This is a genomic window from Gordonia westfalica (assembly GCF_900105725.1).
Taxonomy (GTDB): Bacteria; Actinomycetota; Actinomycetes; order Mycobacteriales; family Mycobacteriaceae; genus Gordonia; species Gordonia westfalica.
Genome location: NZ_FNLM01000036.1, coordinates 1,068,503 through 1,092,249 on the forward strand (window position 1 = coordinate 1,068,503; position 23,747 = coordinate 1,092,249).

General features: G+C 69.9%; 18 protein-coding genes. 12 read left to right on the forward strand and 6 right to left on the reverse strand.

From position 1 onward, the window contains the following. The first annotated feature begins 23 nt into the window (after positions 1 to 23). Genes nirB through BLU62_RS31090 form a run of 4 tightly spaced genes read left to right on the forward strand, consistent with a single transcriptional unit; the run spans position 24 to position 4,964 of the window. Positions 24 to 2,606, forward strand: a complete 2,583-nt coding sequence (nirB, locus tag BLU62_RS31075) for a nitrite reductase large subunit NirB (protein WP_074854251.1) — start codon at positions 24 to 26, stop codon at positions 2,604 to 2,606. Continuing rightward, positions 2,603 to 3,013, forward strand: coding sequence for a nitrite reductase small subunit NirD (gene nirD, locus BLU62_RS31080; RefSeq protein ID WP_074854252.1), 411 nt, complete (start codon positions 2,603 to 2,605; stop codon positions 3,011 to 3,013). Before nirB ends, nirD begins: the two co-directional genes overlap by 4 nt. After that, positions 3,010 to 4,200, forward strand: coding sequence for a uroporphyrinogen-III synthase (locus BLU62_RS31085; RefSeq protein ID WP_074854253.1), 1,191 nt, complete (start codon positions 3,010 to 3,012; stop codon positions 4,198 to 4,200). The genes nirD and BLU62_RS31085 overlap by 4 nt, the downstream gene beginning before the upstream one ends. A gap of 20 nt (positions 4,201 to 4,220) precedes the next feature. Continuing rightward, positions 4,221 to 4,964 (forward strand): sirohydrochlorin chelatase, encoded by a 744-nt coding sequence (locus BLU62_RS31090; protein WP_074854254.1) that lies wholly within the window; start codon positions 4,221 to 4,223, stop codon positions 4,962 to 4,964. Positions 4,965 to 5,051: 87 nt separating this feature from the next. On the opposite strand, the gene BLU62_RS31095 is transcribed toward BLU62_RS31090, so the two are convergent. Both BLU62_RS31095 and BLU62_RS31100 read right to left on the reverse strand, forming a co-directional pair. Further along, entirely contained in the window at positions 5,052 to 5,351 is a 300-nt protein-coding gene (locus BLU62_RS31095) for an MGMT family protein (RefSeq protein ID WP_074854255.1), read from the reverse strand. A 13-nt stretch (positions 5,352 to 5,364) separates the two neighbouring features. Continuing rightward, a complete protein-coding gene (locus tag BLU62_RS31100; RefSeq protein ID WP_074854364.1) occupies positions 5,365 to 6,150 on the reverse strand; it encodes an alpha/beta fold hydrolase in 786 nt (261 codons plus the stop codon). A gap of 99 nt (positions 6,151 to 6,249) precedes the next feature. On the opposite strand from BLU62_RS31100, the gene BLU62_RS31105 reads away from it, so the two are divergent. Genes BLU62_RS31105 through nudC form a run of 4 tightly spaced genes read left to right on the forward strand, consistent with a single transcriptional unit; the run spans position 6,250 to position 15,163 of the window. Further along, on the forward strand, positions 6,250 to 9,651 hold the full coding sequence (locus BLU62_RS31105; protein WP_074854256.1) for an ATP-dependent helicase: 3,402 nt from the start codon (positions 6,250 to 6,252) through the stop codon (positions 9,649 to 9,651). Further along, complete coding sequence (locus tag BLU62_RS31110; protein WP_074854257.1) at positions 9,644 to 13,054, forward strand: ATP-dependent helicase; 3,411 nt, start codon at positions 9,644 to 9,646, stop codon at positions 13,052 to 13,054. Before BLU62_RS31105 ends, BLU62_RS31110 begins: the two co-directional genes overlap by 8 nt. Positions 13,055 to 13,114: 60 nt before the next feature. Beyond that, complete coding sequence (locus tag BLU62_RS31115; RefSeq protein ID WP_074854258.1) at positions 13,115 to 14,191, forward strand: potassium channel family protein; 1,077 nt, start codon at positions 13,115 to 13,117, stop codon at positions 14,189 to 14,191. Positions 14,192 to 14,245: 54 nt separating this feature from the next. After that, positions 14,246 to 15,163, forward strand: coding sequence for an NAD(+) diphosphatase (nudC, locus tag BLU62_RS31120; protein WP_074854259.1), 918 nt, complete (start codon positions 14,246 to 14,248; stop codon positions 15,161 to 15,163). A 64-nt stretch (positions 15,164 to 15,227) separates the two neighbouring features. On the opposite strand, the gene BLU62_RS31125 is transcribed toward nudC, so the two are convergent. Continuing rightward, positions 15,228 to 15,512, reverse strand: coding sequence for a mycoredoxin (locus BLU62_RS31125; protein ID WP_006437384.1), 285 nt, complete (start codon positions 15,510 to 15,512; stop codon positions 15,228 to 15,230). A gap of 118 nt (positions 15,513 to 15,630) precedes the next feature. Between BLU62_RS31125 and BLU62_RS31130 the strand changes: the two genes are divergently transcribed. From BLU62_RS31130 to BLU62_RS31140, 3 genes are all read left to right on the forward strand, one after another. Then, entirely contained in the window at positions 15,631 to 17,763 is a 2,133-nt protein-coding gene (locus BLU62_RS31130) for an ATP-dependent DNA helicase UvrD2 (protein WP_074854260.1), read from the forward strand. Positions 17,764 to 17,910: 147 nt separating this feature from the next. Beyond that, on the forward strand, positions 17,911 to 18,189 hold the full coding sequence (locus BLU62_RS31135; protein ID WP_074854261.1) for a hypothetical protein: 279 nt from the start codon (positions 17,911 to 17,913) through the stop codon (positions 18,187 to 18,189). A gap of 156 nt (positions 18,190 to 18,345) precedes the next feature. Beyond that, positions 18,346 to 18,639 carry a WhiB family transcriptional regulator gene (locus tag BLU62_RS31140; RefSeq protein WP_074854262.1) on the forward strand — a complete coding sequence of 98 codons (294 nt, stop codon included), beginning with the start codon at positions 18,346 to 18,348 and terminating at the stop codon, positions 18,637 to 18,639. Positions 18,640 to 18,711: 72 nt separating this feature from the next. On the opposite strand, the gene BLU62_RS31145 is transcribed toward BLU62_RS31140, so the two are convergent. From BLU62_RS31145 to BLU62_RS31155, 3 genes are all read right to left on the reverse strand, one after another. Continuing rightward, the gene (locus BLU62_RS31145) at positions 18,712 to 20,028 is read right to left on the reverse strand and encodes an ABC1 kinase family protein (RefSeq protein ID WP_074854263.1); all 1,317 of its coding nucleotides are present in this window, start codon (positions 20,026 to 20,028) and stop codon (positions 18,712 to 18,714) included. A 15-nt stretch (positions 20,029 to 20,043) separates the two neighbouring features. Then, on the reverse strand, positions 20,044 to 20,955 hold the full coding sequence (locus tag BLU62_RS31150; protein ID WP_074854264.1) for a hypothetical protein: 912 nt from the start codon (positions 20,953 to 20,955) through the stop codon (positions 20,044 to 20,046). 87 nt (positions 20,956 to 21,042) lie between these two features. Next, positions 21,043 to 22,524: a zinc-dependent metalloprotease gene (locus BLU62_RS31155; RefSeq protein WP_074854265.1), complete on the reverse strand. Its 1,482-nt coding sequence runs from the start codon at positions 22,522 to 22,524 to the stop codon at positions 21,043 to 21,045. Positions 22,525 to 22,676: 152 nt separating this feature from the next. Here BLU62_RS31155 and BLU62_RS31160 point away from each other — a divergent pair, with 152 nt between their 5' ends. After that, the gene (locus BLU62_RS31160) at positions 22,677 to 23,741 is read left to right on the forward strand and encodes a YlbL family protein (RefSeq protein ID WP_074854266.1); all 1,065 of its coding nucleotides are present in this window, start codon (positions 22,677 to 22,679) and stop codon (positions 23,739 to 23,741) included. Positions 23,742 to 23,747 lie beyond the last annotated feature (6 nt).

Sequence of the window (23,747 nt, forward strand, 5' to 3'; positions counted from 1 at the left end):
CCGCATGGCAGTAGGGAGTAGACATGAGCAGCGAGACCAACACGGGTCAGAACACCGTCGTCGTCGTCGGACACGGCATGGTCGGACACCGCTTCGTGCAGGAGATGCGGCAGCGGGACACCGACAACCGGTGGCGCGTCGAGATCGTGTGCGAGGAGACCGATCCGGCCTACGACCGCGTGGGACTGTCCTCCTACGTCGGTGCGTGGCAGCGGGATTCGCTGGCGCTCGACGGCAACACGTACGCGGGTGACGATCTCGTGGTCACCCACCTGGGCGAGGCGGTCACCGGGATCGACCGGGCACAGCGTCGTGTCGTGACCTCCTCGGGGCGCGAGATCGCCTACGACGCACTGGTGCTCGCGACCGGTTCGTACGCCTTCGTGCCGCCGGTCCCGGGTCACGACAACTCCAAGTGCTTCGTCTACCGCACCCTCGACGACCTCGACGACATCCGGGCGGCCGCCGACGCGGCCGGCCCCGGTGCGACGGGCGTCGTGGTCGGCGGTGGCCTGCTCGGGCTCGAGGCGGCCAACGCGCTCAAACTGATGGGCCTCAAGCCGCACGTGGTCGAGTTCGCGCCGCGTCTGATGCCGATGCAGGTCGACGCCGGCGGCGGGGCGATCCTGAAGAACCTCGTCACCGACCTCGGTCTCGAGGTCCACACCGGGGCCGGCACCTCGGAGATCGCCGACGGCGAGAACGGCGGCCTGCAGGTCACCCTCTCCGACGAGTCGCTGATCGACGCCTCGCTGGTCGTCTTCTCGGCCGGCGTCCGGCCGCGCGATCAGCTCGCCCGTGACGCGGGCCTGGCGGTCGCGGAACGCGGCGGTGTCCTCGTCGACACGAACTGTGTCACCGACGACGAGAGCATCTACGCGATCGGTGAGGTCGCCGCGGTCGAGGGTCGGTGCTACGGACTCGTCGCACCCGGCTACTCGACCGCCGAGGTCGTCGCCGACCGCCTGCTCGGCGGTTCGTCGACCTTCCCGGGCGCCGACATGTCGACCAAGCTGAAGCTCCTCGGCGTCGACGTCGCCAGCTTCGGCGATGCGTTCGCGACCACCGAGAACGCCCTCGAGATCACCTACCACGACGCCGTCGCCGGCAAGTACGCGAAGATCGTCGTCAGCGACGACGCGAAGACCCTGCTCGGCGGCATCCTGGTCGGCGACGCATCGGCGTACGCGTTGCTCAAGCCGATGGTCGGGCGCGAGATCCCCGGCGATCCGGCGGCGCTCATCGCACCCGAGGGCGGCGCGGCGGTCGGTATGGACGCGCTGCCCGACGACGCGGAGATCTGCTCCTGCAACGGGGTGTCGAAGGGTTCGATCTGCTCGGCGATCGCCGACGGGGCCTGCGACATCGCCTCGATCAAGGGCTGCACCTCGGCCGGCACGACCTGCGGCGGTTGCGTGCCGAGCATCAAGCAGTTGCTCGAGGCATCGGGAGTGGAACTCAGCAAGTCGCTGTGTGATCACTTCACCCAGTCCCGTGCCGAATTGTTCGAGATCGTCGCCGTCACCGGTATCCGGACCTTCTCCGAGCTCATCGAGCGTCACGGCACGGGTCAGGGGTGTGAGATCTGCAAGCCGACCGTGGCCTCGATCCTCGCCTCGACGTCGAGCGATCACATCCTCGACGGGGAGCAGGCGGGACTGCAGGACACCAACGACCACTTCCTGGCGAATATGCAGAAGAACGGGTCGTATTCGGTGGTGCCGCGCATGCCCGGCGGTGAGGTCACCCCCGAGCAGCTCATCGTGATCGGCGAGATCGCCCGCGACTACGGCCTGTACACCAAGATCACCGGCGGTCAGCGTATCGACCTGTTCGGCGCCCGCGTCGACCAGTTGCCCGAGATCTGGCGCCGCCTCGTCGACGCCGGGATGGAGTCCGGGCACGCGTACGGCAAGAGCCTGCGCACGGTGAAGAGCTGCGTCGGCTCCACCTGGTGCCGGTTCGGCGTGCAGGACTCGGTCGGCATGGCGGTCCTCCTGGAGAAGCGGTACCGGGGTCTCCGATCGCCGCACAAGCTCAAGATCGGGGTCTCGGGATGTGCCCGCGAATGCGCGGAGGCGCGCGGCAAGGACGTCGGCGTGATCGCCACCGAGAACGGCTGGAACCTGTACGTCGGCGGCAACGGCGGACAGAGCCCCAAGCATGCGCAGCTGCTGGCGGGCGGAGTGGATGACGACACGCTGGTCGCCTACATTGATCGGTACCTCATGTTCTACGTCCGGACTGCCGACCGACTGCAGCGCACAGCCCCGTGGCTGGAGTCACTCGAAGGCGGTCTGGACCATCTCAAGGCCGTGGTCTGCGAGGACAGCCTGGGACTCGCCGCCGAACTCGAGGACGCGATGGCCCGGCACGTGGCCGGATACACCGACGAATGGGCGGCGGTGCTCGATGACGAGGACAAGTTGAAGCGGTTCGTGTCGTTCGTGAACGCGCCCGACGTGGTCGACCCGACCATCCGGTTCGCCGAAAACGAACGTAAGGTGCCGGTGCTGCTCGACTTGCCGCGGGTGCGGCCGGGAGCGGACGTGGACACCGGGCCGATTGTGGACGCAGCGCCGGTGAAGGAAGGAGTGCCGACATGACCATCGCACCAGACGAGACCGGGCAGATGCCCGGGACGGTCGAGGGGACCTGGGTGCGGGCCTGCCCGATCGACGACCTGATCGTCGGCCGCGGCGTCGCGGTGCTCGGTCCCGACGGGGTGCAGGCGGCGCTGTTCCGGCTGCCCGCCGCCGAGACCGATCGTGAGGCGGCGCCGGGCCGCTCCCGCCTGTACGCGATCGGCAACATCGATCCGTTCGGTCGGGCCGCGGTGCTCTCGCGCGGACTCACCGGTGACCGCGCCGGCGAGCCGACGGTCGCCTCTCCGCTGGGTAAGCAGGTGTTCGCGCTGCGGACCGGTATCTGCCTGGACGACGAGTCCGTTTCCGTGCCGAGCTACGGCGTGCGCGTCGTCGAGCGGATCGTCGAGGTGTTCTTTCCCGCGTGAACGCCATCAATCTTCCCGGGGACGCGGCCGACACCGAATCGCTGCCCGCCGACCAATTGCCACTGACCGGATTCACCATCGGGATCACCGCCGCCCGCCGCGCCGAGGAGTTCGCCGCGCTGCTCGAACGACGCGGTGCGCGGGTCGTGCAGGCGCCGACCATCCGCATCCTGCCGCTGGTCGACGACACCGAGCTCGAGCGGGTGACCGAGGAGATCATCGCCTCGCCGCCGCAGATCATGGTCGCGACCACCGGAATCGGTTTCCGCGGCTGGATCGAGGCGGCCGACGGCTGGGGCAACGCCGAGGACGTGCTGCGCTCGCTGTCGCAGAGCAGGCTGATCGCGCGCGGTCCCAAGGCGAAGGGCGCCATCCGGGCCGCGGGACTGCGCGAGGAGTGGTCGCCGGAGAGCGAATCCTCCTCGGAGGTGCTCGACCATCTGCTCGCCGACGGCGTCGAGGGCGTGCGGATCGCCGTCCAGCTGCACGGCGCGACGAGCGAGTGGGAGCCGCTGCCGGACTTCTGCACCGTCCTGCGGGCCGCGGGCGCCGTGGTCGTGCCGATCCCGGTCTACCGCTGGAACATGCATCCCGACGTGGCGCGCATCGACAAGATGATCGCGCAGGTGCTGCGCGGTGATCTCGACGCGATCACCTTCACCAGTGCGCCGGCGGCGGCGTCGATCCTCACCCGCGCCAAGGAACTCGGCAAGCTGCAGCCGTTCGTCCACGCGCTGCGCACCGCGGTTCCGGTGATGTGCGTGGGATCGGTCACCGCCAGCCCGCTGGAGGCGCTGCAGATCCCGACGACATATCCGCGCCGGTTCCGGCTCGGTGCGCTCGCGCGCCTGATCACCGACGAACTCCCGCGCCGCACCCACGTGCTGCGCGTCGCCGGACACGACACCGCGATCCGCGGGCAGGCCGTCGTCGTCGACGGGGAGCTGAAGGACCTGTCGGCGACGGGGCTCCTGCTGCTGAAACTGCTGGCCCGCAATCCCGGTCGGGTGGTGTCGCGGCAGGAGATGCTCGCGGTGCTGCCCGGCGACAGCTCCGACACCCATGCCGTGGAGGTCGCGGTCGCGCGACTCCGTGCGGCACTGGGGGATTCGAAGATGGTGCAGACCGTCGTGAAACGCGGTTACCGCCTGGCCGTCGACCTCGAGTACGACGCCGAAGACGAATGACCACATCCAGGGGAGGACACATGCGAGAGAACCACGTACGGCTCCCGCACGGCGATCGCCTGCGCGGCGTCAGCCCGGTGCTGGTGGCTCACGGCACCCGGAACCCGCACGGCGTCAACGTTATCGCCGAGATCGCCGAGGCGGTCGGTGCGCGGATCGGGCTCACCCGCACCGCCTTCGTCGACGTTCTCGGACCGACTCCGAGCGAGGTGATCGCCGACCTCGACCGTCCGGCCGTGCTGGTGCCGGCCTTCCTGGCATCGGGTTACCACGTCCGCAAGGACCTCCCGGAGCACGTCGCGCTGGCGGGCCGCTCCGACACCGTCGTGACCCGGGCGCTCGGGCCGGACCCGGCGATCGCCGCGGTGGCCCGCCTGCGACTAGCCGAGGCCGGTTGGGAACCCGGCGACGCGGTCGTCCTCGCCGCCGCCGGATCGTCGGACGAAAGTGCCTGCGCCCAGGTGTATCTGGCTGCGCGGCAACTGGAATCGCTGATCGGTGGACGTGTGGAGGTCGGGTTCATCACCACCGCGCAGCCGTCCGTGCCCGAGGCGATCGAACGGGCGCGCCGCAGCGGCCGTCGCGTCGTGGTCGCCAGTTACCTGCTCGCGCCGGGACTGTTCCACCAGCGGCTCGAGACCTACGGCGCCGACGCGGTGGCCGCACCCCTCGGACCCGACCCGCGCATCGTCGACCTCATCGTCACGCGCATGCGTGCCGCGATCAGCCCGTACCGTCGTACATCGGTGCCGCGGCTCGTCTGAGCTGTCCTGCAAACCCACCCTTTTTCGGCATATCCACCACCCTCCGAGGGGGTGGAAACGCCGAAAAAGGGTGGGTTTGCGGAGCGGTCACTCGATCGCCCACCGGCACTCGCGCAACCGGATTCGTCCATCGCTGATCGGAACTCCCTCGGCGGCAAGCCGTTCGAGCTGGCGGGTCGCGAGATGCGGTGCGGGACGGCCACTCGCGGGCACCACGCGGTGCCAGGGCAGGTCGGCGGTGTCGGTTCGCATGATCCAGCCGACGATCCGGGGACTGGACAACCCGGCCGCGCCGGCGAGGTCGCCGTAGGTGCTCACCTGCCCGGCCGGGATGGCGGCGACCAGCGCGCGGACGGCCTCGACCTGTTCCTCGGTGATCGCAGCCATCTCGGAGCCGTCCTCAGAGCAGCGAGCGGATCAGCGACGCGGACAGTTCGGGTTCGAGGAACGGCACCATGTGGGCGCAGTCGACGTGGTGCACGGTCACGTCGTCACCGCGTTCGCTCGCGCACGCCTCCAGGAACGCGGGCCGCACGAACGGCGGCTGCACCTGGTCGGCGACGACGATGTGCGTCGGCACGCCCGGCGGCGGAAGCACTGCGGGCCTGGCCATCTCGCTCCACGACGCGGCGGCCGCGGGCGCGCTGACCCGCCAGCCGACCCGGCCGTGCGGGCGGGGGATGAGGTGCTCGGCGAGCTCGGCCTCCAGGATGTCGTCGGGAACGTCCGCCCAGCCCTCGGCGCGCTTCGCGGCGCGGGCCGCGTCGGCATTCGCGTAGTCCCAGTTGTCGAGACTGTCGGTGGCGACCTGGAGTGCGAACTCGGGGTCGAGGCCCTGCGCGGGGTCCAGCAGGACCAGACCCTTGACCGCGTCGGGCCGATGCGTCGCCAGATGCAGGGCGAGTGCGCCGCCGAACGAGTGACCCACGACGACGGGCCGGCCGTCGGGAACATGGGCGTCGAGAACCGCCGACAGCGCACGCACATGGTGCTCGATGCTCCACGGCGGTCGCCACGGCGAGCTCCCGTGGCCGATGAGGTCCGGTGCGACGATGCGGACGCCGCTCAGATGCCGTGCCAGCGGCTCCCACCGGCGGCCGTGGCCCGTCAGGCCGTGGATGGCGAGGACCGTCGGGGTGCTCTCCGCCGAGCCGCCGCCGAAGACATACGTGTTGAGAGCTGTCACCCGTTCATCCTGCCGTATGCGCGCGTCCGGACCCCGACCCACCCGTTGGACACCTCGGGCCCGCCGGACTCGTCGGTGGTACATGATTCGATGGAGCCCATGAGTCGGAAACCGGGCACCCAGGCGTCGCGCAGCGCCCTGCGCGCACGGCTCGTCGCGGCACCCGAGGCCGCGGACCGGCCCCGCGAGTGGCCGCCGGTGATCACGCAGGTCATCGACCCGGCCGGGAGCACGCCGGCCGGCGAGGAACAGCAGGCCTGGCGCCCGGTTCGCGTCCACGGCGGCCCGGGCAGCGGCAAGACGGCGCTGATCGTCGACGCCGCGGTAGCGCGCCTGCTCGACCCGGCCACCGACCCGGACTCGGTCCTCGTCCTCGCATCGAGCCGTCGTGCGGCGGTGGCGCTGCGCGAGGAGATCACCCGCCGCGTGCTCTCGGCGAATGCGGCCGGACGCCGCGTGCTGGGCGGCGCGCTCCGCGAACCGCTCGTCCGCACCGTGCACTCCTACGCCTTCGCGATCCTGCGCCTGCAGGCCAGTGCCCACGGCAATCCGCCCCCGCGGCTCATCACCGGGTCGGAGCAGGACGTCGTGCTCCGCGAGCTGCTCGCCGGCGACATCGAGGACGGGGCGGAGTACTGGCCGGCGCATCTGCGGCCCGCCCTGGGAACGGACGGCTTCGCGCAGGCCCTGCGCGACCTGATGATGCGTGCCGCCGAGCGCGGCGTCGGACCCGAGGAACTCGCGGCACTCGGCCGTGAACACAAACACCCGGAGTGGACGGCAGCCGCGCGCGCCTACGCGCAGTACGAGCAGAACATGCTCCTGCGCGGTGCGGTCGGCCTCGAGACACCCGGTGCGTCGGCGCCGGCCGTCGACGCCGCCGAGTTGATCGGCTCGGCTCTGTCGGCCTTTGCCACCGACCCGGAACTGCTGAGCGGTGAACGACGCCGCATCCGCCACCTGCTCGTCGACGACGCCCAGCACCTGGATCCCCAGGCCGCGCAACTCATCCGACTGGTCGGCACCGGCACCACGTCGACGATCATCGCGGCCGACACCGACCAGTCGGTCTTCGGTTTCCGCGGCGCCAGTCCGCGGTTCGCCGACGAACTCGCCGAACCGGGATCCGAGCGCGACATCGTCCTCGAACACGACTTCCGCTCCCATCCCGACCTCGCACGCCTGGGGCGGGCGATCGCCGCGCGTCTTCCCGGCGCCCGGCCGCACCGGTATCCGCAACCGGTGCAGGCGGAGTCCGATGCCGACGCGCCGCGCGACGCCGCAGCCGTTCGCGTCTACGGCTCGGCGGCCAAGGAGGCCACCGCGATCGCCGATCTGCTCCGCCGGGCGCACCTGTTCGACGGTGTCCCGTGGTCGCAGATGGCGGTGATCGTGCGGTCGGTGTCCCTGGCCCTGCCGCCGCTTCGCCGCGCGTTCCGCTCCGTCGGCGTCCCGGTGACCACGCCTGCGAGTGATCTGCCGCTGCACCGCCAGCGCGCGGTGATCGCCCTGATGCTGGTGCTGCGCGTGGTCGCCGCCCGCCGTGACGACCCGGCAACCCGTGGCCCGGCGACCCCGGAGGCCGAGCTGTTCACCACCGAGGACACGCTCACGCTGCTGTCGGGTCCGGTCGGCGCGGCCGACCCCGGGGCGATGCGACGACTGCGGCGTGGCATCCGGCGCCTCGACGAGAAGAAGGACCCGACCGCACAACCGGATTCGCTGACCTCGCTGACCCGCGCCATCCTGGACCCCGAGCTGGGCGGACGGTACCGGCGCGCCCTGACCGAGACCGAGGCGGCGCCGCTGGCCCGCGTGCTCGACGTCGTGGCTGCCGGGCAGCGGGCGCACGACGCCGGTCGCGGCGTCGAGGAGACGCTGTGGGCGTCCTGGCAGGCGACCGGTCTGGAACGTCGCTGGGCGGCGTCGGCGGTCCGGGGTGGTCCGGCCGGGGAGCAGGCCGATCGCGACCTCGACGCCGTGATGGCGATGTTCGAGTCGGCGGCCAACTTCGCCGACACCCTGCCCGCTGCCGGGCCGGCCGGATTCGTCCACTACCTCTCCCAGCTGCAGATCCCGCGTGACAGCCGAACCGCAACGGCGGCAATCGAATCGGTGACCGTGCTGTCCGCGCACGCCGCGGTGGGCCGCGAATGGGAGGTCGTCGCGGTGGCCGGTGTCCAGGATGGCCTGTGGCCGTCGCTGCGCAGCCGCGGCGGCGTGCTGTCCACCGGGGCGCTGGTCGACATCCTCGACGGCATGGACGCCGGCGCGGTCGACACCGTCGCCCGCGGTGCGACGGCACTCGCCGACGAGCGCCGGCTGTTCCTGGTCGCGTGCACGCGTGCGCGCAGCCGGCTGCTGGTCACCGCGGTGGAGGATGGCAGCGGTGACGCCTCGCCCTCCCGGTTCCTCACCGAACTCGCCGATCTCGTCGACGATCCCGACGACGAGGCGCCCCAGGCCGAACTCCGGCTCGACCCGGGTGTGGACCGCGTGCTGTCGCTGCCCTCGCTGGTCGCCACGCTGCGCTCGGTGGTGATGGCCGGCTCGACCGAACCCGATGACCGGACCCGGGCCGCGGCCCGCCTGCTCGCCGAACTCGCCGACTCCGACATCCCGGGTGCCCACCCGCGCGACTGGTTCGGGCTGGCCGCCCCCAGCACCGACGCGCCGCTGTGGACGGCGGACAACGGGCCCGTCGTGCTCTCGCCGTCGAATGTCGAGGCGCTGAACCGGTGCTCGCTGCGCTGGGTACTCGAACGCAACGGCGGCCGCGACGGGGACGGAACACCTGCGCTCACCGGAAGCCTGGTGCACACACTCGTGCAGGCCGTTGCGGGACAGCTGGATCCGGCCGAGGTGACCGCGGCGCTGCGGGGGATCTGGGACCGGGTCGACACCGGCGCCGGGTGGTATTCGGCCCGGGAACTCGAACGCGCAGAGAACATGCTCGGCCACTTCCGCGACTGGCTGCGCATCTCGCGTGCCGACCTCGACGAGGTGGGCGTCGAATTGCCGGTCGACGCAACCATTCCCGGTGGTCCCACCGGCGAACCCGACTCCGAGGATGCACCCGACGTGCGTCTGCGCGGCCGGGTCGACCGTCTCGAGACGGATTCGGCGGGCCGGCCGGTGGTGGTTGACGTCAAGACGTCGAAGACCCCCATCACCAAGGCCGACGCCGACGAACACGCCCAGATGGCGGCCTACCAGGTCGCGCTGGCACATGGGGGAGTCCCGCAGTTCGGCGATGTCCCGCCGGGTGGCGCCCGACTGGTGTACGTGTCCACCGCGAACCGCAATTCCGGTGCGGCCGAACGTGTCCAGTCACCGCTGACGCCGGAGATGCTCGACGAGTGGATCGGTGTGGTGCGCCGGGCGGCCCGGGCCAGCATCGGCCCGGTCTTCTCCGCGACACCGAACGCTGGATGCGTGCACTGCAATCTCACCACCAGTTGTCCCGCCAAGATCCCCGGAAAGGCGGTGACCGATGACTAGCGGAACCCAGACCGATGGACTCGCGACCGGCCGGGCGATGATCGGCGCGAAGTCGCTGGCCGCGGCGCTCGGCCTGCCCGATCCGACACCGGAACAGGTTGCGGTGATCGAGGCGCCGGTCGAACCGATGCTCGTCGTCGCCGGTGCCGGGGCGGGCAAGACCGAGACGATGGCGTCGCGCGTGGTGTGGCTCGTCGCCAACCAGATCGTGGCGCCCGACGAGATCCTGGGCCTCACCTTCACCCGCAAGGCCGCCAGCGAACTCGGTGCACGCATCCGCCGTCGCCTGTCGATGCTGTCCGGTGCACCGGCACTGCGGACGTGGGATCCCGACGGCTCGCTGGCCGCACGCCTGCGCGGCGCCGACCCGGAGGTCAGCACCTATCACGCCTACGCGGGTCGGCTCATCGCCGACTACGGCCTGCTGCTGCCCGTCGAACCGTCGTCGATGCTGCTCACCGAGACCGAACTCTGGCAGCTGGCGTTCTCGCTCGTGTCGTCGTGGCCGGGGGAGCTCAACACCAGGAAGGTTCCCGCCAGCGTCACCGAATCCGTCCTCAAGCTGTACGGGGAGCTGTCGGAGCACCTCGTCGACGTCGAGGACCTCGCGAAGGCCGGTTCGCGGTTGTACGAGCTCATCGACACCCTGCCGAAGGGTCCGAAGCAACGCGACAAGCCGACACAGGCGCTGCTGAAGGTCCAGGAGGTCATCGACGAGCGTCGCGAACTGATCCCGATGGTCATCGCGCTCGGCGAGACGATGCGGGCGCAGTCCGCGTTGGACTTCGGCAGCCAGATGTCGCTCGCCGCACGGCTCGTCGTGTCGAATCCCGAGGTCGTGGCGGCCGAGCGCAAGGCGTTCCGCGCGGTCCTCCTCGACGAATACCAGGACACCGGGCACTCGCAGCGCGTGTTGCTCTCGACGCTGTTCGGCGGCCACGATCCGTCCGGCGGGTCCGTGGCGGTCACCGCGGTCGGCGACCCGATCCAGTCCATCTACGGGTGGCGAGGTGCGTCCGCGGCGAACCTGCCGCGTTTCGCCCGGGACTTCCCGCGCCCGGACGGCACTCCCGCCGAACGCCGCGAACTCCTCACCAGCTGGCGCAATGCGGCGCAGGGCCTCCGCCTGGCCAACCAGATCTCCGAAGAGCTACGGCGGCGCGGTATCCCGGTCAGCATCCTGCGGCCGCGGCCCGACGCCCCGCACGGCACCGCGACCATCGCCCTCACCGAAACCGTGATCGACGAACGGAACTGGATAGCCGACGAGATCGAGACGCGCTACCGTGCGGCCGAGTCCGCCGGCGAGACGCCCCCGACCACCGCGATCCTGGTGCGGCGCAACGAGGATTCGGCGCCGCTGGCCGCCGAACTGGAGAGCCGCGGCATCCCCACCGAGGTCGTCGGCATCGGCGGACTGCTGCACGTCCCGGAGATCGAGGACATCGTCGCGACCCTGCGCGTGATGGCCGACCCGATGGCGGGCACCGCGGTCATGCGGCTCCTCACCGGTGCCCGCTGGCGACTCGGGGCCAAAGATCTTGCCGCGCTGTGGCGTCGGGCCACGACCCTCGCCGCGGAGAGCTTCGCCGAGGCGGGCGGCGTCGTCACCAGCCGGGAGGAACTCGACGCGGCGCTCGACGCGGTGCTGCCCACCGAGATCGTCGACCGCGCCGGAATCGCGGATGCCGTCGTCGATCCGGGCGATCCGGGCGACTACAGCCTCGAGGGATACGCCCGGATCCGGGCGTTCGGCGCGCAACTGGAATCCCTCCGGCGCCGCATCGGACAGCCACTGCCCGAGCTCGTCGCCGACGTGGAGAACACCATCGGCGTGGGTGTGGAGGCCCAGATCCGTGCCCGGCGCATGCGCGGCGCGATCACCGGCCGCGAGCATCTCGACGCGTTCGCCGACTACGTGAGTCACTATGCGGATCGTCCCGGCGCGAATCTGCCCGGGCTGCTGGCATTCCTCGACGCCGCCGAATCCATCGAGAAGGGGCTCGAGCCCGGCAAGATCGAGGTCGCCGAACAGCGTGTGCAGATCCTCACCGTGCATGCGGCGAAGGGCTTGGAATGGGATGTCGTCGCCATCCCGCACCTGGCCAAGGGCATCTTCCCGAGCGCCAAGGCCGACACCACCTGGCTCGGCAGCGCGCGTGAACTGCCCGCCGACCTGCGTGGCGACCTCGCGATCCCGGCCGAGTCGGCCGACGGTGCGGCCGAGGGCTTCCCGCTGCTGAAGATCGACACCGTCGGGGACCGCAAACAGCTCGAGGACGCCCTGTCCGACCACAAGGCGGCGATCGGCGAACGCCGTCTCGAGGAAGACCGCCGACTCCTGTACGTCGCCCTCACCCGCGCCCGGCACGACCTGCTGATCTCGGCCCACCACTGGTCGGAGACCGGCGACAAGCCGCGCGGCGGTTCGGATTTCTTCGACGAGCTGATGGTCGCCGTCGACGAGGCCATCACCGACCCCGCCGTCGACTCGACCGGCCTGTCCATCGCGGTGCGCACCCCGCCGCCCGCCGAGGAGACGACCAATCCGCTGGCCGAACGTGTTGTCGCACAGCCGTGGCCGCGCGACCCGCTCGCCGGTCGACGCGACTCGGTGCAGGCGGCCGCCGACCTGGTTCTCGAGGCCATCGCGGACCGCGAGGCGCCCGCACTGTTCGAGGCCCCGGCCGCCTCGGCCGATCCGAAGACCCTTCCGGTGCCGCCGGATCCCGAGGACGAGGTCGCGGCCTGGGAGGCAGAGGTCTCGGCGCTCCTCGCCGAACACCATCAGGCGAACCAGGCGCTCGTCGAGGTGACGCTGCCGACGCACCTGTCGGTCAGCCAACTCGTCGAACTCGACGCCGACGAGGCCGAGTTCGCTCGCCGGCTGCGGCGTCCGACGCCGTTCCGGCCGAACCCGATGGCCCGGCGCGGCACCGCATTCCACGCCTGGGTGGAGCGTTGGTTCGGCGCCACCCGGCTCCTCGACATCGACGAACTGCCCGGTGCCGCCGATGCCACGGCCAGCCCCGACGCCGACCTCGACGCGTTGCGCGACGCCTTCCTGGCCTCACGGTGGGCCAATCGCAGTCCGACCGAGGTGGAGGTGCCTTTCGAGACCGTCATCGGCGGCATCGTCGTGCGCGGCCGGATCGACGCGGTGTTCGCCGAGAAGGACGGCGCGTGGACCGTCGTGGACTGGAAGACCGGCGTCGTACCCGAACCGGCGAAACGGGAGTCGCTGTTCATCCAGCTCGCCGCCTACCGGATCGCCTGGGCGCAGCTCGCCGGTGTCCCGGTCGAGAAGGTGCGCGCGGCATTCCACTATGTGCGTGACGGACACACCCTCGAGGCCGACGACCTGCCCGACGAGGCGACCCTGGCCGCCAAGCTCGCCAAATGAGCTATCGGCTCGCTGCGTGGGTTACATTTCAGCGTGTGAGCGAACTCCAGGAGCGCAAACGTGCCAGTGCGTAGCCGCTTCCGCGGCCGCTTCGGCTCCACCGAGCTGGCCAACCGGCCCGACCATGCCCTGGTCGGTGTCGTCCGGATCCCCGAGATGCAGCAGAGTCCCAGTCGGGCGATCGGCAGGCGTGTCCTGTGGGCGACCCTGGCGCTCCTGTTCACCTCGGTCGTCGTCTGGCTCGACCGCGACGGCTATCGCGACGCGCAGAACAGTGAACTGTCCTACCTCGACGCCCTGTACTACTCGGCGGTGACGTTGTCCACCACGGGATACGGCGACATCACCCCGATCAGCCCGTTCGCCCGTTTCATCAACCTCGTACTCATCACGCCGCTACGTGTGCTGTTCCTGATCGTCCTGATCGGCACCACGCTCGAGGTGCTCACCGAGCGGTCCCGGCAGGCGCTCAAGATCCAGCGTTGGAGGAATACCGTGCGCAATCACACCGTGGTCATCGGTTACGGCACCAAGGGCCGCACCGCGGTCGACGCCATGCGCGGCGACGGCATCAAGCCCTCCGAGATCGTGGTCGTCGACTCCGACCCGACCGTCCTCGAGGCCGCCGCCTCCAACGGCCTGGTCACCGTCCGCGGCGACGCGACCAAGTCCGACGTCCTGCGCCTGGCCGGCGTGGCGCACGCGACGAGCATCGTCGTGGCAACCAGTCGCGACGACACCGCGGTCCTCGCGACGCTCACCGCACGCGAGATCAACCCCCGGGCGAAGATCGTGGCGTCGATCCGGGAATCGGAGAACACCCACCTGATGCGTCAGTCGGGCGCGAACTCGGTGGTCGTCTCGTCGGAGACGGCCGGCCGCCTGCTCGGCATCGCGACGATGACCCCGTCGGTCGTCGAGGTCATCGAGGATCTCCTCACGCCCGACGCCGGTTACGCCATCGCCGAACGCGAGGTCGATCCGACGGAGACCGGCGGCTCGCCCGCCCACACCCGCGACATCGTGCTCGGTGTCGTCCGCAACGGGGTCCTGCACCGCGTCGACGACAGCGAGGTCGAGCAGATCGAGGTCGGCGACCGGCTGCTCTACGTCCGCAAGAGCCCCGGCGACGACTAGATCCGTCGACCCACCGAGCATCCAGCACCGACCACCGCAAAGGGACACACCGACGTGCACTTCGAACTGGTCCAGCAGCCGCTGCTGTCACGCGCGACCTTCCACCGCGCCGACGAGATCCGCGACGACGCCGAGCGGATGCTGGCCGGATGGCCGGAGGCGATGGTGCTGCTGATCGACTCCAGCGGCCGCTATCCGGTCGGGGATTCCGGTGCGCTGCACTGGGTCCCGGCGGTGGCCGTCGCCGAGGCGCCGCCGGCCGACGCGGTGATCCTGGGGATAGTGGACGGCATCGATCGGTGGGCGCGCCGGGTCGATCACATCGACGGACCCATCGACGACGCGCGGCGCGGTGCGATACATCTGACGCCGGACGAGGCGGGCCTTCTGGTCACGGCCCTGGGAATCCTGAATTGGCATGAGACGGCGCGGCATTCGCCGGTCGACGGGACCGCGACGCAGCCGGCGCGCGGCGGGTGGGTGCGCCGCAGCGTCGAGTCCGGCCGCGATGAGTTCCCGCGCACCGACCCCGCGATCATCACCGTCGTACACGACGGTGCCGACCGGATTCTGCTGGGGCGCCAGGCCGTCTGGCCCGACGGCTGGTACTCGACCCTCGCCGGTTTCGTCGAACCGGGGGAATCCCTCGAACAGTGCGTGCTGCGCGAAGTCCACGAAGAAGTCGGCATCGTGGTGCGTGAGCCGCGCTATCTGGGCAGTCAGCCGTGGCCGTTCCCGCGGTCGCTGATGCTCGGCTTCGCCGCGATCGGTGACCCTGCCGACGAACTGGCTTTCCTCGACGGCGAGATCGGCGACGCCCAGTGGTTCCACCGTGACGAGGTGCGCGAAGCGTTGTCGCGGGACGGGTGGACACGCGCCGATGCCGGTCCGGCCGGGGACGCGCCCCGCCTGCAACTGCCCGGCTCGATCTCGATCGCACGCACCCTGATCGAGTCGTGGGCGGCAGGATAGACCCGTCAGAGTAGAAGAACCCGGGCCGGCGAGAGCCGGGCCCGGGTCTTCAGAGATCACGAGTTCAGACGCCCAGCTTCTTCTTGACGTCGGCGATCGAGGGATTGGTCGCGGTCGTGCCGTCGGCGTAGAGCACGGTGGGGACGACGTGATTGCCCCCGTTGACGCTGCCGACGAACTCGGCGGCGTCGGGGTTCAGCTCGATGTCGATCTCCTGCCACGGGATCCCGCTGGCCTTCAGGCCCGTCTTCAGGCGGGCGCAGTAGCCGCACCACGAGGTGGTGTACATGGTCAGTTCGCCGGTGTCGGAGGTGCGGGCGCCGGCCTCGTCGTCGATCACGTTGCTCATGGAATCCATAACACCACGCCCCGGCGGGCTGTTCCCGGTGGTGTGGCGATCCACAGGGTGGGGCGCGTCACGCACACCGGCGATCGCCGGTGGGGCGGCGTCGGTGGGTGGTGACATAGTGGAGTCCGTGCGCCACCCGACCTCTCCCGCGAACCCCGATGCCCGCTCCCGCGATGCCGGTGCGGTCGAGGGGCTCGACCCGGAACAGTCCGCGGCGGTCCTCGCGCCCCGCGGGCCGGTGTGTGTGCTCGCGGGTGCGGGTACGGGCAAGACGCGCACCATCACGCGCCGGATCGCGCACCTCGTCGACACCGGCCAGGTGAATCCCGGCCAGGTCCTCGCGGTGACGTTCACCGCCCGCGCGGCGGGGGAGATGCGGACCCGGTTGCGCAGCCTCGGCGTCGGCGGCCCGAACGGCAATGTCGCCGCGCAGACCTTCCACGCCGCCGCGATGCGGCAGCTGCGCTACTTCTGGCCGCGCGCCTTCGGCGACGCCCGGTGGGAGCTGCTCGACAACAAGTTCCCGCTCATCTCGCGGGCCGCACGGCGGGCCGGGCTCGACACCGCTACCGACACACTGCGCGACCTGTCGTCGGAGATCGAGTGGGCCAAGGCCACGCTGATCTCGCCGGAGAACTACGTGGAGGCGGTGGGTCGCCTCGGCCGGGAATCGCCTGCACCCCCGCAGAAGGTCGCCGCGGTCTACGGGTATTACGAGGACTCCAAGGTCTCGCCCGACGGCGACCACCTCCTCGACTTCGACGACATGCTGATCTACATGACCCAGATCCTGACCATCGAACCCGGCGCGGCCGACGAATTCCGTTCGCGCTACCGGTGTTTCGTCGTCGACGAGTACCAGGACGTGACGCCGGTCCAGCAGGGTCTGCTCGACGCCTGGCTCGGCGAGCGCGACGACCTGACCGTGGTCGGCGACGCCAACCAGACGATCTACACGTTCACCGGCGCGTCCCCGAACTACCTGCTCGACTTCAGCCGCCGCTTCCCGGAGGCGACGGTCGTCCGGCTGGAACGCGACTACCGTTCCACGCCCGAGGTCGTCGACCTCGCCAATCGCGTGATCGGTGCCGCCAAGGGGCGGATCGCCGGCACCCGACTCCGGCTCATCGGCCAGCGCCCGCCCGGCCCGGCGCCGCAGTTCGCCGAGTACGACGACGAGCCTGCTGCCGCCACGTCGATCGCGATCGAGATCAAACACCTCATCAAGTCCGGTGTCTCGCCGGCCGAGATCGCGATCCTCTATCGCGTCAACGCGCAGTCGGAGAACTACGAGCAGGCGCTGACCGAGGCCGGAATCCCGTATCAGGTGCGCGGCGGTGAGGCGTTCTTCGCCCGCACCGAGGTCCGGCAGGCGATGCGACAGATCGCCACGGTCGCCGGGCGCGAGGTGAAGCCCGGTGTCGCGACGATCGACGTCGTGCGTGCGGTTCTCGGCGAACTCGGACTCAGCGAGGAGGAACCGTCGGGTGCGCAGGCGCGTGCGCGGTGGGAGTCGCTGAAGGCCTTGGTGCAACTGACCGAGGACATGGTCGCGGAGAATGCCGAGCTCACGCTGCCGCAGTTGTCCGCGGAACTCACGACCCGCTCCGAGGCGCGCCACCCACCGACCGTGCAGGGCGTCACGCTGTCGTCGCTGCACGCGGCGAAGGGACTCGAGTGGGACGCGGTCTACCTGGTGGGGCTGACCGACGGCTCGTTGCCGATCAGTCAGGCCATCAAGGGCTCCTGGGAGGACGTCGAAGAGGAGCGTCGCCTGTTCTACGTGGGCGTGACCCGTGCTCGCGAGCATCTGCACCTGTCGTGGGCGCTGGCCCGCAACGAGGGGGGCCGCGCACGCCGCCGTTCGCGGTTCCTGACCGATCTCATCCCCGACGATTCGCCGGCCTCGAAGATCGCCAAGGAACGCACACCCCGGAAGGGGCCGACCTGCCGTGTCTGCGGCTCGCGGCTCATGGATTCGACGGCGACTCTGCTCGGTCGCTGCGCCGGATGCCCATCCGACCTCGACGAGAACCTGCTGGTCGCCCTCAAGGACTGGCGTCGGGCACGCGCACAGGCGAAGAAGGTGCCGCCCTTCGTCGTGTTCTCCGACAAGACGCTCACCGCGATCGCCGAACAACGCCCCACCGATACCGCTGCGCTGGTGTCGATCTCGGGGATCGGCGCGCAGAAACTCGACGAGTACGGCGAGGATCTCCTCGAACTCGTCAAAACCGCAGGTCAAAAATAGGTTGTGCGCTTTCCGGCGCACCGTTTAGGCTGATCTCCGTCAGCACGGGTGGGAGAAATCCCTGTGCCCGGCGGACACCGGATATGTTGTATCCGTCAGGAGCCCATCGCCATGTGGGAGCCATCGAGAAGAGAAAGGAGCGGATCAGTGAACGGAAGCATCGTGAACCAGGCCGGCATCGCCGTGCCTGCGGCCAAGCCGAATCAGGCGCACGCCGTCGTTCTGCGCGCCCGTCGCAACCGCTCCTGGATTCCGGCCGTCTGTGCACGGCCGGCCGCCACTCGAGCGATGGCAGCGGCACTGCCCCCGGCGGCAGTGCATCCGGCAGCAGCGCACGTAGCGCTCGTCGCCCCGCCGGCGGCAGCAGCCGCAGCAGCCCCCGCGCCGCATGGGTTCCCCGTTCTGACACGAATTCCACGGAGTTAGACCTCCGAGATATTCGGGCCACGGGCGAATCGCAGAGGCGAAACCCGTGGCCCTCTTTTTTGTCACCGATCACCATCCCCGGCAGGGGGTTTCGGATCGACAGCCACATCGAGGACATGGGTCACCAAACCCAAACGAGCAGATGTGGAGAAACCAATGACCGTCGATTGCGTCCTCGAGTCCTGTCTCGAGGCGGACCGCGCAGCGACCGCCCGGCTCGACCTGCCCTGTCAGGTGTCCGACGCAGATCTGTGGTTCGCCGACAACCCCCGTGACCTCGAGCGTGCCAAGGCGATGTGCGCCGACTGCCCGCTGAAGACCCAGTGCCTGCAGGCGGCGCTGGATCGCGCCGAGCCCTGGGGCGTGTGGGGTGGCGAGATCTTCGAACGCGGTGCGGTGATCGCACGCAAGCGGCCACGTGGCCGGCCGCGCAAGAACGCCGCAGCCTGACATCCGAGAACCGGAAACAGCGACGCCGCGAGCATCTGCTCGCGGCGTCGCTGTTGGTGTTCCGGTGGGGGATCAGTCGCCCAGGCCGGGCACCCATTCCTCCATGATCGCGCGATACGGCGCGTGCGCCTCGAGCTGCGAGGCGATACCGACGCAGCCGCCGAGCACGCGGAAGACCATCACGAACCGCTTGGGCACGTTGAGGTTCCGCGAGGTCTTGTAGACGTCGCCGCGCACGTCGGTGGCCTTGCCGGCGGCGCGCTGCATCCACTTGCGGGTGAAGTGGAACGACTCGGAGTACAGCGGGTCGACGTACGGCCGCAGGTAAGCCTCGAGGTCGGCGCTGGTGACCTTCGACGCGTGCGACGGGCGGATGAACTCCGCCTCGACCATGAGCTCCTTGAGCTCGTCGTACTTCTTGTCGCGGGCCAGACGCAGGATCGGGCCGGTCTCCGGCGGCAGCCCGCCGGGGTAGTGGCCGACGGCGCCGAAGTCGAGGACGCCGAACCGGCCGTCGTCGGCGATGAAGAAGTTGCCCGGATGCGGATCGCCGTGGAGCAGCCCGACGCGGTACGGCGAACTGACCTCGAACTCGGCCATCTTCGCGGCCGCGTTGTCGCGGGTCTTCTGGTCGCCGGTCGTGATGATCTTCGACAGGGCCACACCGTCGACCCACTCCGACACCACGACCTTGGGTGCGCTGGCGACGACCTTGGGGATCAGGAAGTCCGGATGCCCGTCGTACGCCTTGGCGAAGGCCCGCTGGTTCTCGGCTTCACCGAGGTAGTCGAGTTCGGCCTCGGTGCGGTCGATGAGTTCGTCCATCATCGCCTTGACGTCGGTGCCCGGCGAGAGTCGCTGCAGGAGTCCGGACATGCGCGACAACGTCTTCAGGTCGGCCTTGAGGGCATGGTCGGCGCCCGGGTACTGCACCTTGACCGCGACCTCGCGGCCGTCGGACCACACGCCCTTGTGGACCTGACCGATCGACGCCGACGCCGCCGGCTCGTCGGAGAACTCCTTGAACCGCTCACGCCAGCGGGTGCCGAGCTGCTGGTCGAGCACCTTGTGGACCTTGTCGGCCGACATCGGCGGTGCGTCGGCCTGGAGCTTGGTGAGTGCCTCCCGGAACGGCTCGCCGAATTCGTCGGGGATCGCGGCCTCCATGATGGACAGCGCCTGACCCACCTTCATGGCGCCGCCCTTGAGCTCACCGAGGACCGCGAACAGTTGTTCCGCGGACTTCTCGAGGAGCTCCTGGTTCACCTCGTCCTTGTCTTTGCCGACCATGCGTTTTCCGAGCCCCGCCGCCGCACGTCCGGCCATACCGATGGGGAGGGACGCCAACTTCGCATTGCGACGACCCTGCCCCCGAGTGATGTCGGTCATAGCATCCTTTCCGCGTCACACAATAGACGACTTGAGCTGTTCGTCTCCCACCGGACGACAATCGCAGCTCGGGTGGGGTAACCATTCTCGGCGGTCCACCCGCGCCGGATCATCGCGAAACTCCAACACCTGATTCAACAGCTGCGGCGCGCGTCGTGCTGCGGCGGGGGTTGGCCGCTGCAGCCCGGTCACCAGACGTTCGATCTGACCATGCGCGATCGCGGCGGTGGGCCGCACGATCGCGGGGTCGGGATCGCCCGGCGCGCGAATGAGTTGTACCGCCATCATCGGCCATTCCGGGTCGGCGTCGGAGCGATGGTGGTCGGCGCACATCAGGCAACTGGAGAGGCCCGGCAGGACGAGGGGGCCGACGATCCCGACTCCGTCGCGCACCCGCACCAGCAGATGCGGGATACGGGCCCTCGTCAGTGCGAAGACGACCCGTGGGTCGTGGACGAGGAAGTCGCTGAGGATCACGAGCCGGGTGTCGACGGTGTCGAGCGACCCGTCGGCGCGCCGCCGCATCGTGCGGTGGACGTGCAGTCCCTGTGCGCGCAACGAGGTTCCCAGCAGATCCGACAGCGGTCCCTGGCCGTGGATCTGAATCCGGAAGTCGGTGAGATCCGGACTCTCCGAGGAGGATTCGGCCGGGGGCGCAGGGACGGTTCGTCCCGCGGCGGCCAGACCGTCGAGCAAGGTCCGGATCTCGTCGTCGGCCAGTCCGGCCGCCGTCGCCCGGCGGATGAGCAGTTCCGGCGTGCACGGGCGTTCCAGCGACCGCAGCATCGTGGCGACCGAATGCGCCGAGATCCCGGCGTCGAGCTCGATGATCACGCTGCCGGCCGGATCGATCCCCACATGTACCCGGTTGCCGGGCCGCACCAGGATCGGTGTTCCGGGCCGGATGCGCGGAACCGTGATGGACATGGCGCAACTCTGCCAGCGAAAGGACCTCCCCGGCGTCGTTCGGGCCGGTTATCCACAACATGGTCGGGTTCGGCGGCGACTGTGGAGTTATGAGCCGGTCTGCCCGGGGTTCGGGCCGTCGTCTCCGGAGTCGGCCTCTCCCTTTTCGACCCCGTCCTGCTCGGCGAGCGACTTCTCGAGCTGCGCGATCGCGTCGTCGAGGTCGGTGTCCTTGTGCAGCAGACGGTCGATGAACGCCGCCGGGTTGTCCAGGTCGTCGGAGTCGGGCAGCAGGTCCGGGTGAGCCCAGACACCGTCGCGAGTGGACAGATCGGTGGCCTCCAACACCCGGCGCCACAGCTCCGACGCCTCCCGCACCTTGCGCGGGCGCAGTTCGAGGCCGACGAGGGTCGCGAAGGTCTGCTCGGCAGGGCCGCCCGAGGCGCGTCGGCGCCGGATGGTCTCGGTCAGTGCGCCGGTGCTGGGGATGCGATCGCCCAGTGCCCGGGTCACCACCTGCTCCACCCAGCCCTCGATGAGCGCCAGGAGCGTCTCGAGGCGGCCGAGGGCCGCCTTCTGCTCGGGCGTGGTGGTCGGTTCGAAGGACGTCGACGAGCTGATGAGCTCCTCGATCTTCGACGGATCGGACAGCAGTTCGGTGGGGTCGATGTTCGACGTGGCGTCGGTGATCCCGCTGAAGTCGATGCTGATCCCGCGGGCGTATTCCTCGACCGTCGCCAGCAGACGCTGCCGCAGCCACCCGACGTGCGTGAAGAGGCGGACGTGGGCGGCCTCGCGTGCGGCGAGGAAGACGATGATCTCCTGGCCGGGCTGCTCGAGGCCCTCGGCGAACTTCGCGATCGCTTCGGGGAGGAGGACCGCGATCCCTTCGGGCGCCAGCGGCAGACCGATGTCGGTGGAGGTGAGCACCTCCTTGGCGAGCTGGCCGAGACCCTGGCCGAGCTGGGTTCCGAAGGCCATGCCGCTCATCTGGGTCAGCATGCCCAGCATCGGGCCGGCGAACTGGGCGGCCTCCGCGGGCAGGTTGTCCTGCCAGGTGCGGGCGAGCTGTTCGGCGACCGGGTTGCACAGACCCTTCCAGGTGTCCATGGACTCCTCGAGCCATTGCACCGGGGTCCACGCGACGGTCTGGGTGACGCCGCTGGGGAAGGTCGTCGCGTCGTCGAGCCAGACGTCGGCGAGGCGCACGGCGTCGGCCGACGCGGAGATCTCCTTGTCCAGAATCGGCGTGAACGAACCGATCTGCTGGCGGGCGAGGTTCATGGCGACCTGGTAGTTCACCGGACCGCCGCCGCCACCGGCCATGCCGGCGCCCATGCCGCTGAACATGCTGCCGAGTTGGGAGAACATCTGGCCGAGCATGTTCGGGTCGAGGTTCGACGGGTCGAAGTCGCCGAAGCCCTGTCCGCCGCCCAATCCCTGTCCGCCCACGTTGAATCCGAACGGGTTGGCCCCACCGCCGGGGTTGCCGCCGGGGTTGTCGCCCGGCTTGTTCTGGTCGCCGCTGTTCTTGTCGCGGTCGTCGTCGCCGTTGCCTGACGCCGAGAAGCCGAAGGGCAGATCACTCATATGTCCACCGTACCGCCCGGACAGGCGCGATCCCGGCGTCGGATGTTCGCCGTGCGCGTAGCGCCGCCGCAAGTGCGTGGCCGGCCGTCGGTGCCTGTGGCGGGCGCGACGTAGAGACCGTCCCCGGAGGTCGGGGCACTATCGTGTGCGGAATGAGTTCGAGCCCCCGCTTCCGCCGGATCGCCACCGCCGCGGTCAGCGCGCTGGTGTTGCTGGCGTTGCTCGTCGTCGGCACACAGGTGCAGGTGCCCTATGCAGCGCTCGGTCCCGGTCCGACGCTGAACACGCTGGGCACCACGAAGGTCGAGCAGGACGGCAAGGTCGTCGAACGCCGGGTAGTGCAGATCGACGGCGCGCCGCTCGACAAGACGACCGGCAACCTCAACCTGACCACGGTGTCGGTGAGCGACGGGCTGACACTGTTCGATGCCCTGGGCATGTGGATGTCCGGGAAGTACGCGCTCACCCCGCGCGACGAGGTGTATCCGCCGGATCGCACCACCGAGCAGGTCCAGGAGGAGAACGCCCAGCAGATGGCCGGGTCGGAGGAGAACGCGACCGTCGCCGCGCTGCGTTTCCTCGACCGTCCGACGGTCCTGCGCATCGCCGGCGTGGGCGCCGACGGCCCGTCGGCCGATGTCCTGAAGGCCGGTGACGTGGTCACCAGGGTCGGGGGAGTCGAGGTCGAGACGAGCAAGGAACTGCGCGACGTCGTGTCGAAGAACCCGCCGGGCACGGTGTTACCGCTGGAGATCGTGCGGCAGGGCACGCCGCAGACGGTGTCGGTCACGCTCGCCGCGCATCCCGACGACCCGAAGGCCGGATTCCTCGGGGTCGCGGCCGAGGTCGCCAACGCCGACCCGTCGCTGAAGGTGACCTACACCGTCGGCGACATCGGTGGACCGTCGGCCGGAATGATGCTGGCGCTGTCGGTCGTCGACCAGCTGAGCCCGGGCGAGTTGACCCACGGCAAGTTCATCGCGGGCACGGGCACGATCACCGATGACGGTCAGGTCGGACCGATCGGCGGCATCACCCACAAGACCCGCGCGGCCAAGGACGCCGGTGCAACGGTGTTTCTGGTGCCCGCCCGCAACTGCGCGGAGGCCGTCTCCGACCGCCCCGACGGCATCGAACTGGTCAAGGTCGAGACACTCGACGGCGCCGTCGACGCCCTGGACGCCATCGGCTCGGGACGTCCGGCCCCGACCTGCTGATCGACG

Excerpts from the sequence above, each read along its gene's own strand:
- BLU62_RS31160 (WP_074854266.1), top strand. The coding sequence starts at position 22,677 with ATGAGTTCGAGCCCCCGCTTCCGCCGGATCGCCACCGCCGCGGTCAGC.
- BLU62_RS31140 (WP_074854262.1), top strand. The coding sequence starts at position 18,346 with ATGACCGTCGATTGCGTCCTCGAGTCCTGTCTCGAGGCGGACCGCGCA.
- BLU62_RS31145 (WP_074854263.1), bottom strand. The coding sequence starts at position 20,028 with ATGACCGACATCACTCGGGGGCAGGGTCGTCGCAATGCGAAGTTGGCG.
- BLU62_RS31125 (WP_006437384.1), bottom strand. The coding sequence starts at position 15,512 with ATGAGCAACGTGATCGACGACGAGGCCGGCGCCCGCACCTCCGACACC.
- BLU62_RS31110 (WP_074854257.1), top strand. The coding sequence starts at position 9,644 with ATGACTAGCGGAACCCAGACCGATGGACTCGCGACCGGCCGGGCGATG.
- BLU62_RS31150 (WP_074854264.1), bottom strand. The coding sequence starts at position 20,955 with ATGTCCATCACGGTTCCGCGCATCCGGCCCGGAACACCGATCCTGGTG.
- nirD (WP_074854252.1), top strand. The coding sequence starts at position 2,603 with ATGACCATCGCACCAGACGAGACCGGGCAGATGCCCGGGACGGTCGAG.
- nirB (WP_074854251.1), top strand. The coding sequence starts at position 24 with ATGAGCAGCGAGACCAACACGGGTCAGAACACCGTCGTCGTCGTCGGA.
- BLU62_RS31090 (WP_074854254.1), top strand. The coding sequence starts at position 4,221 with ATGCGAGAGAACCACGTACGGCTCCCGCACGGCGATCGCCTGCGCGGC.
- BLU62_RS31105 (WP_074854256.1), top strand. The coding sequence starts at position 6,250 with ATGAGTCGGAAACCGGGCACCCAGGCGTCGCGCAGCGCCCTGCGCGCA.
- BLU62_RS31155 (WP_074854265.1), bottom strand. The coding sequence starts at position 22,524 with ATGAGTGATCTGCCCTTCGGCTTCTCGGCGTCAGGCAACGGCGACGAC.
- BLU62_RS31095 (WP_074854255.1), bottom strand. The coding sequence starts at position 5,351 with ATGGCTGCGATCACCGAGGAACAGGTCGAGGCCGTCCGCGCGCTGGTC.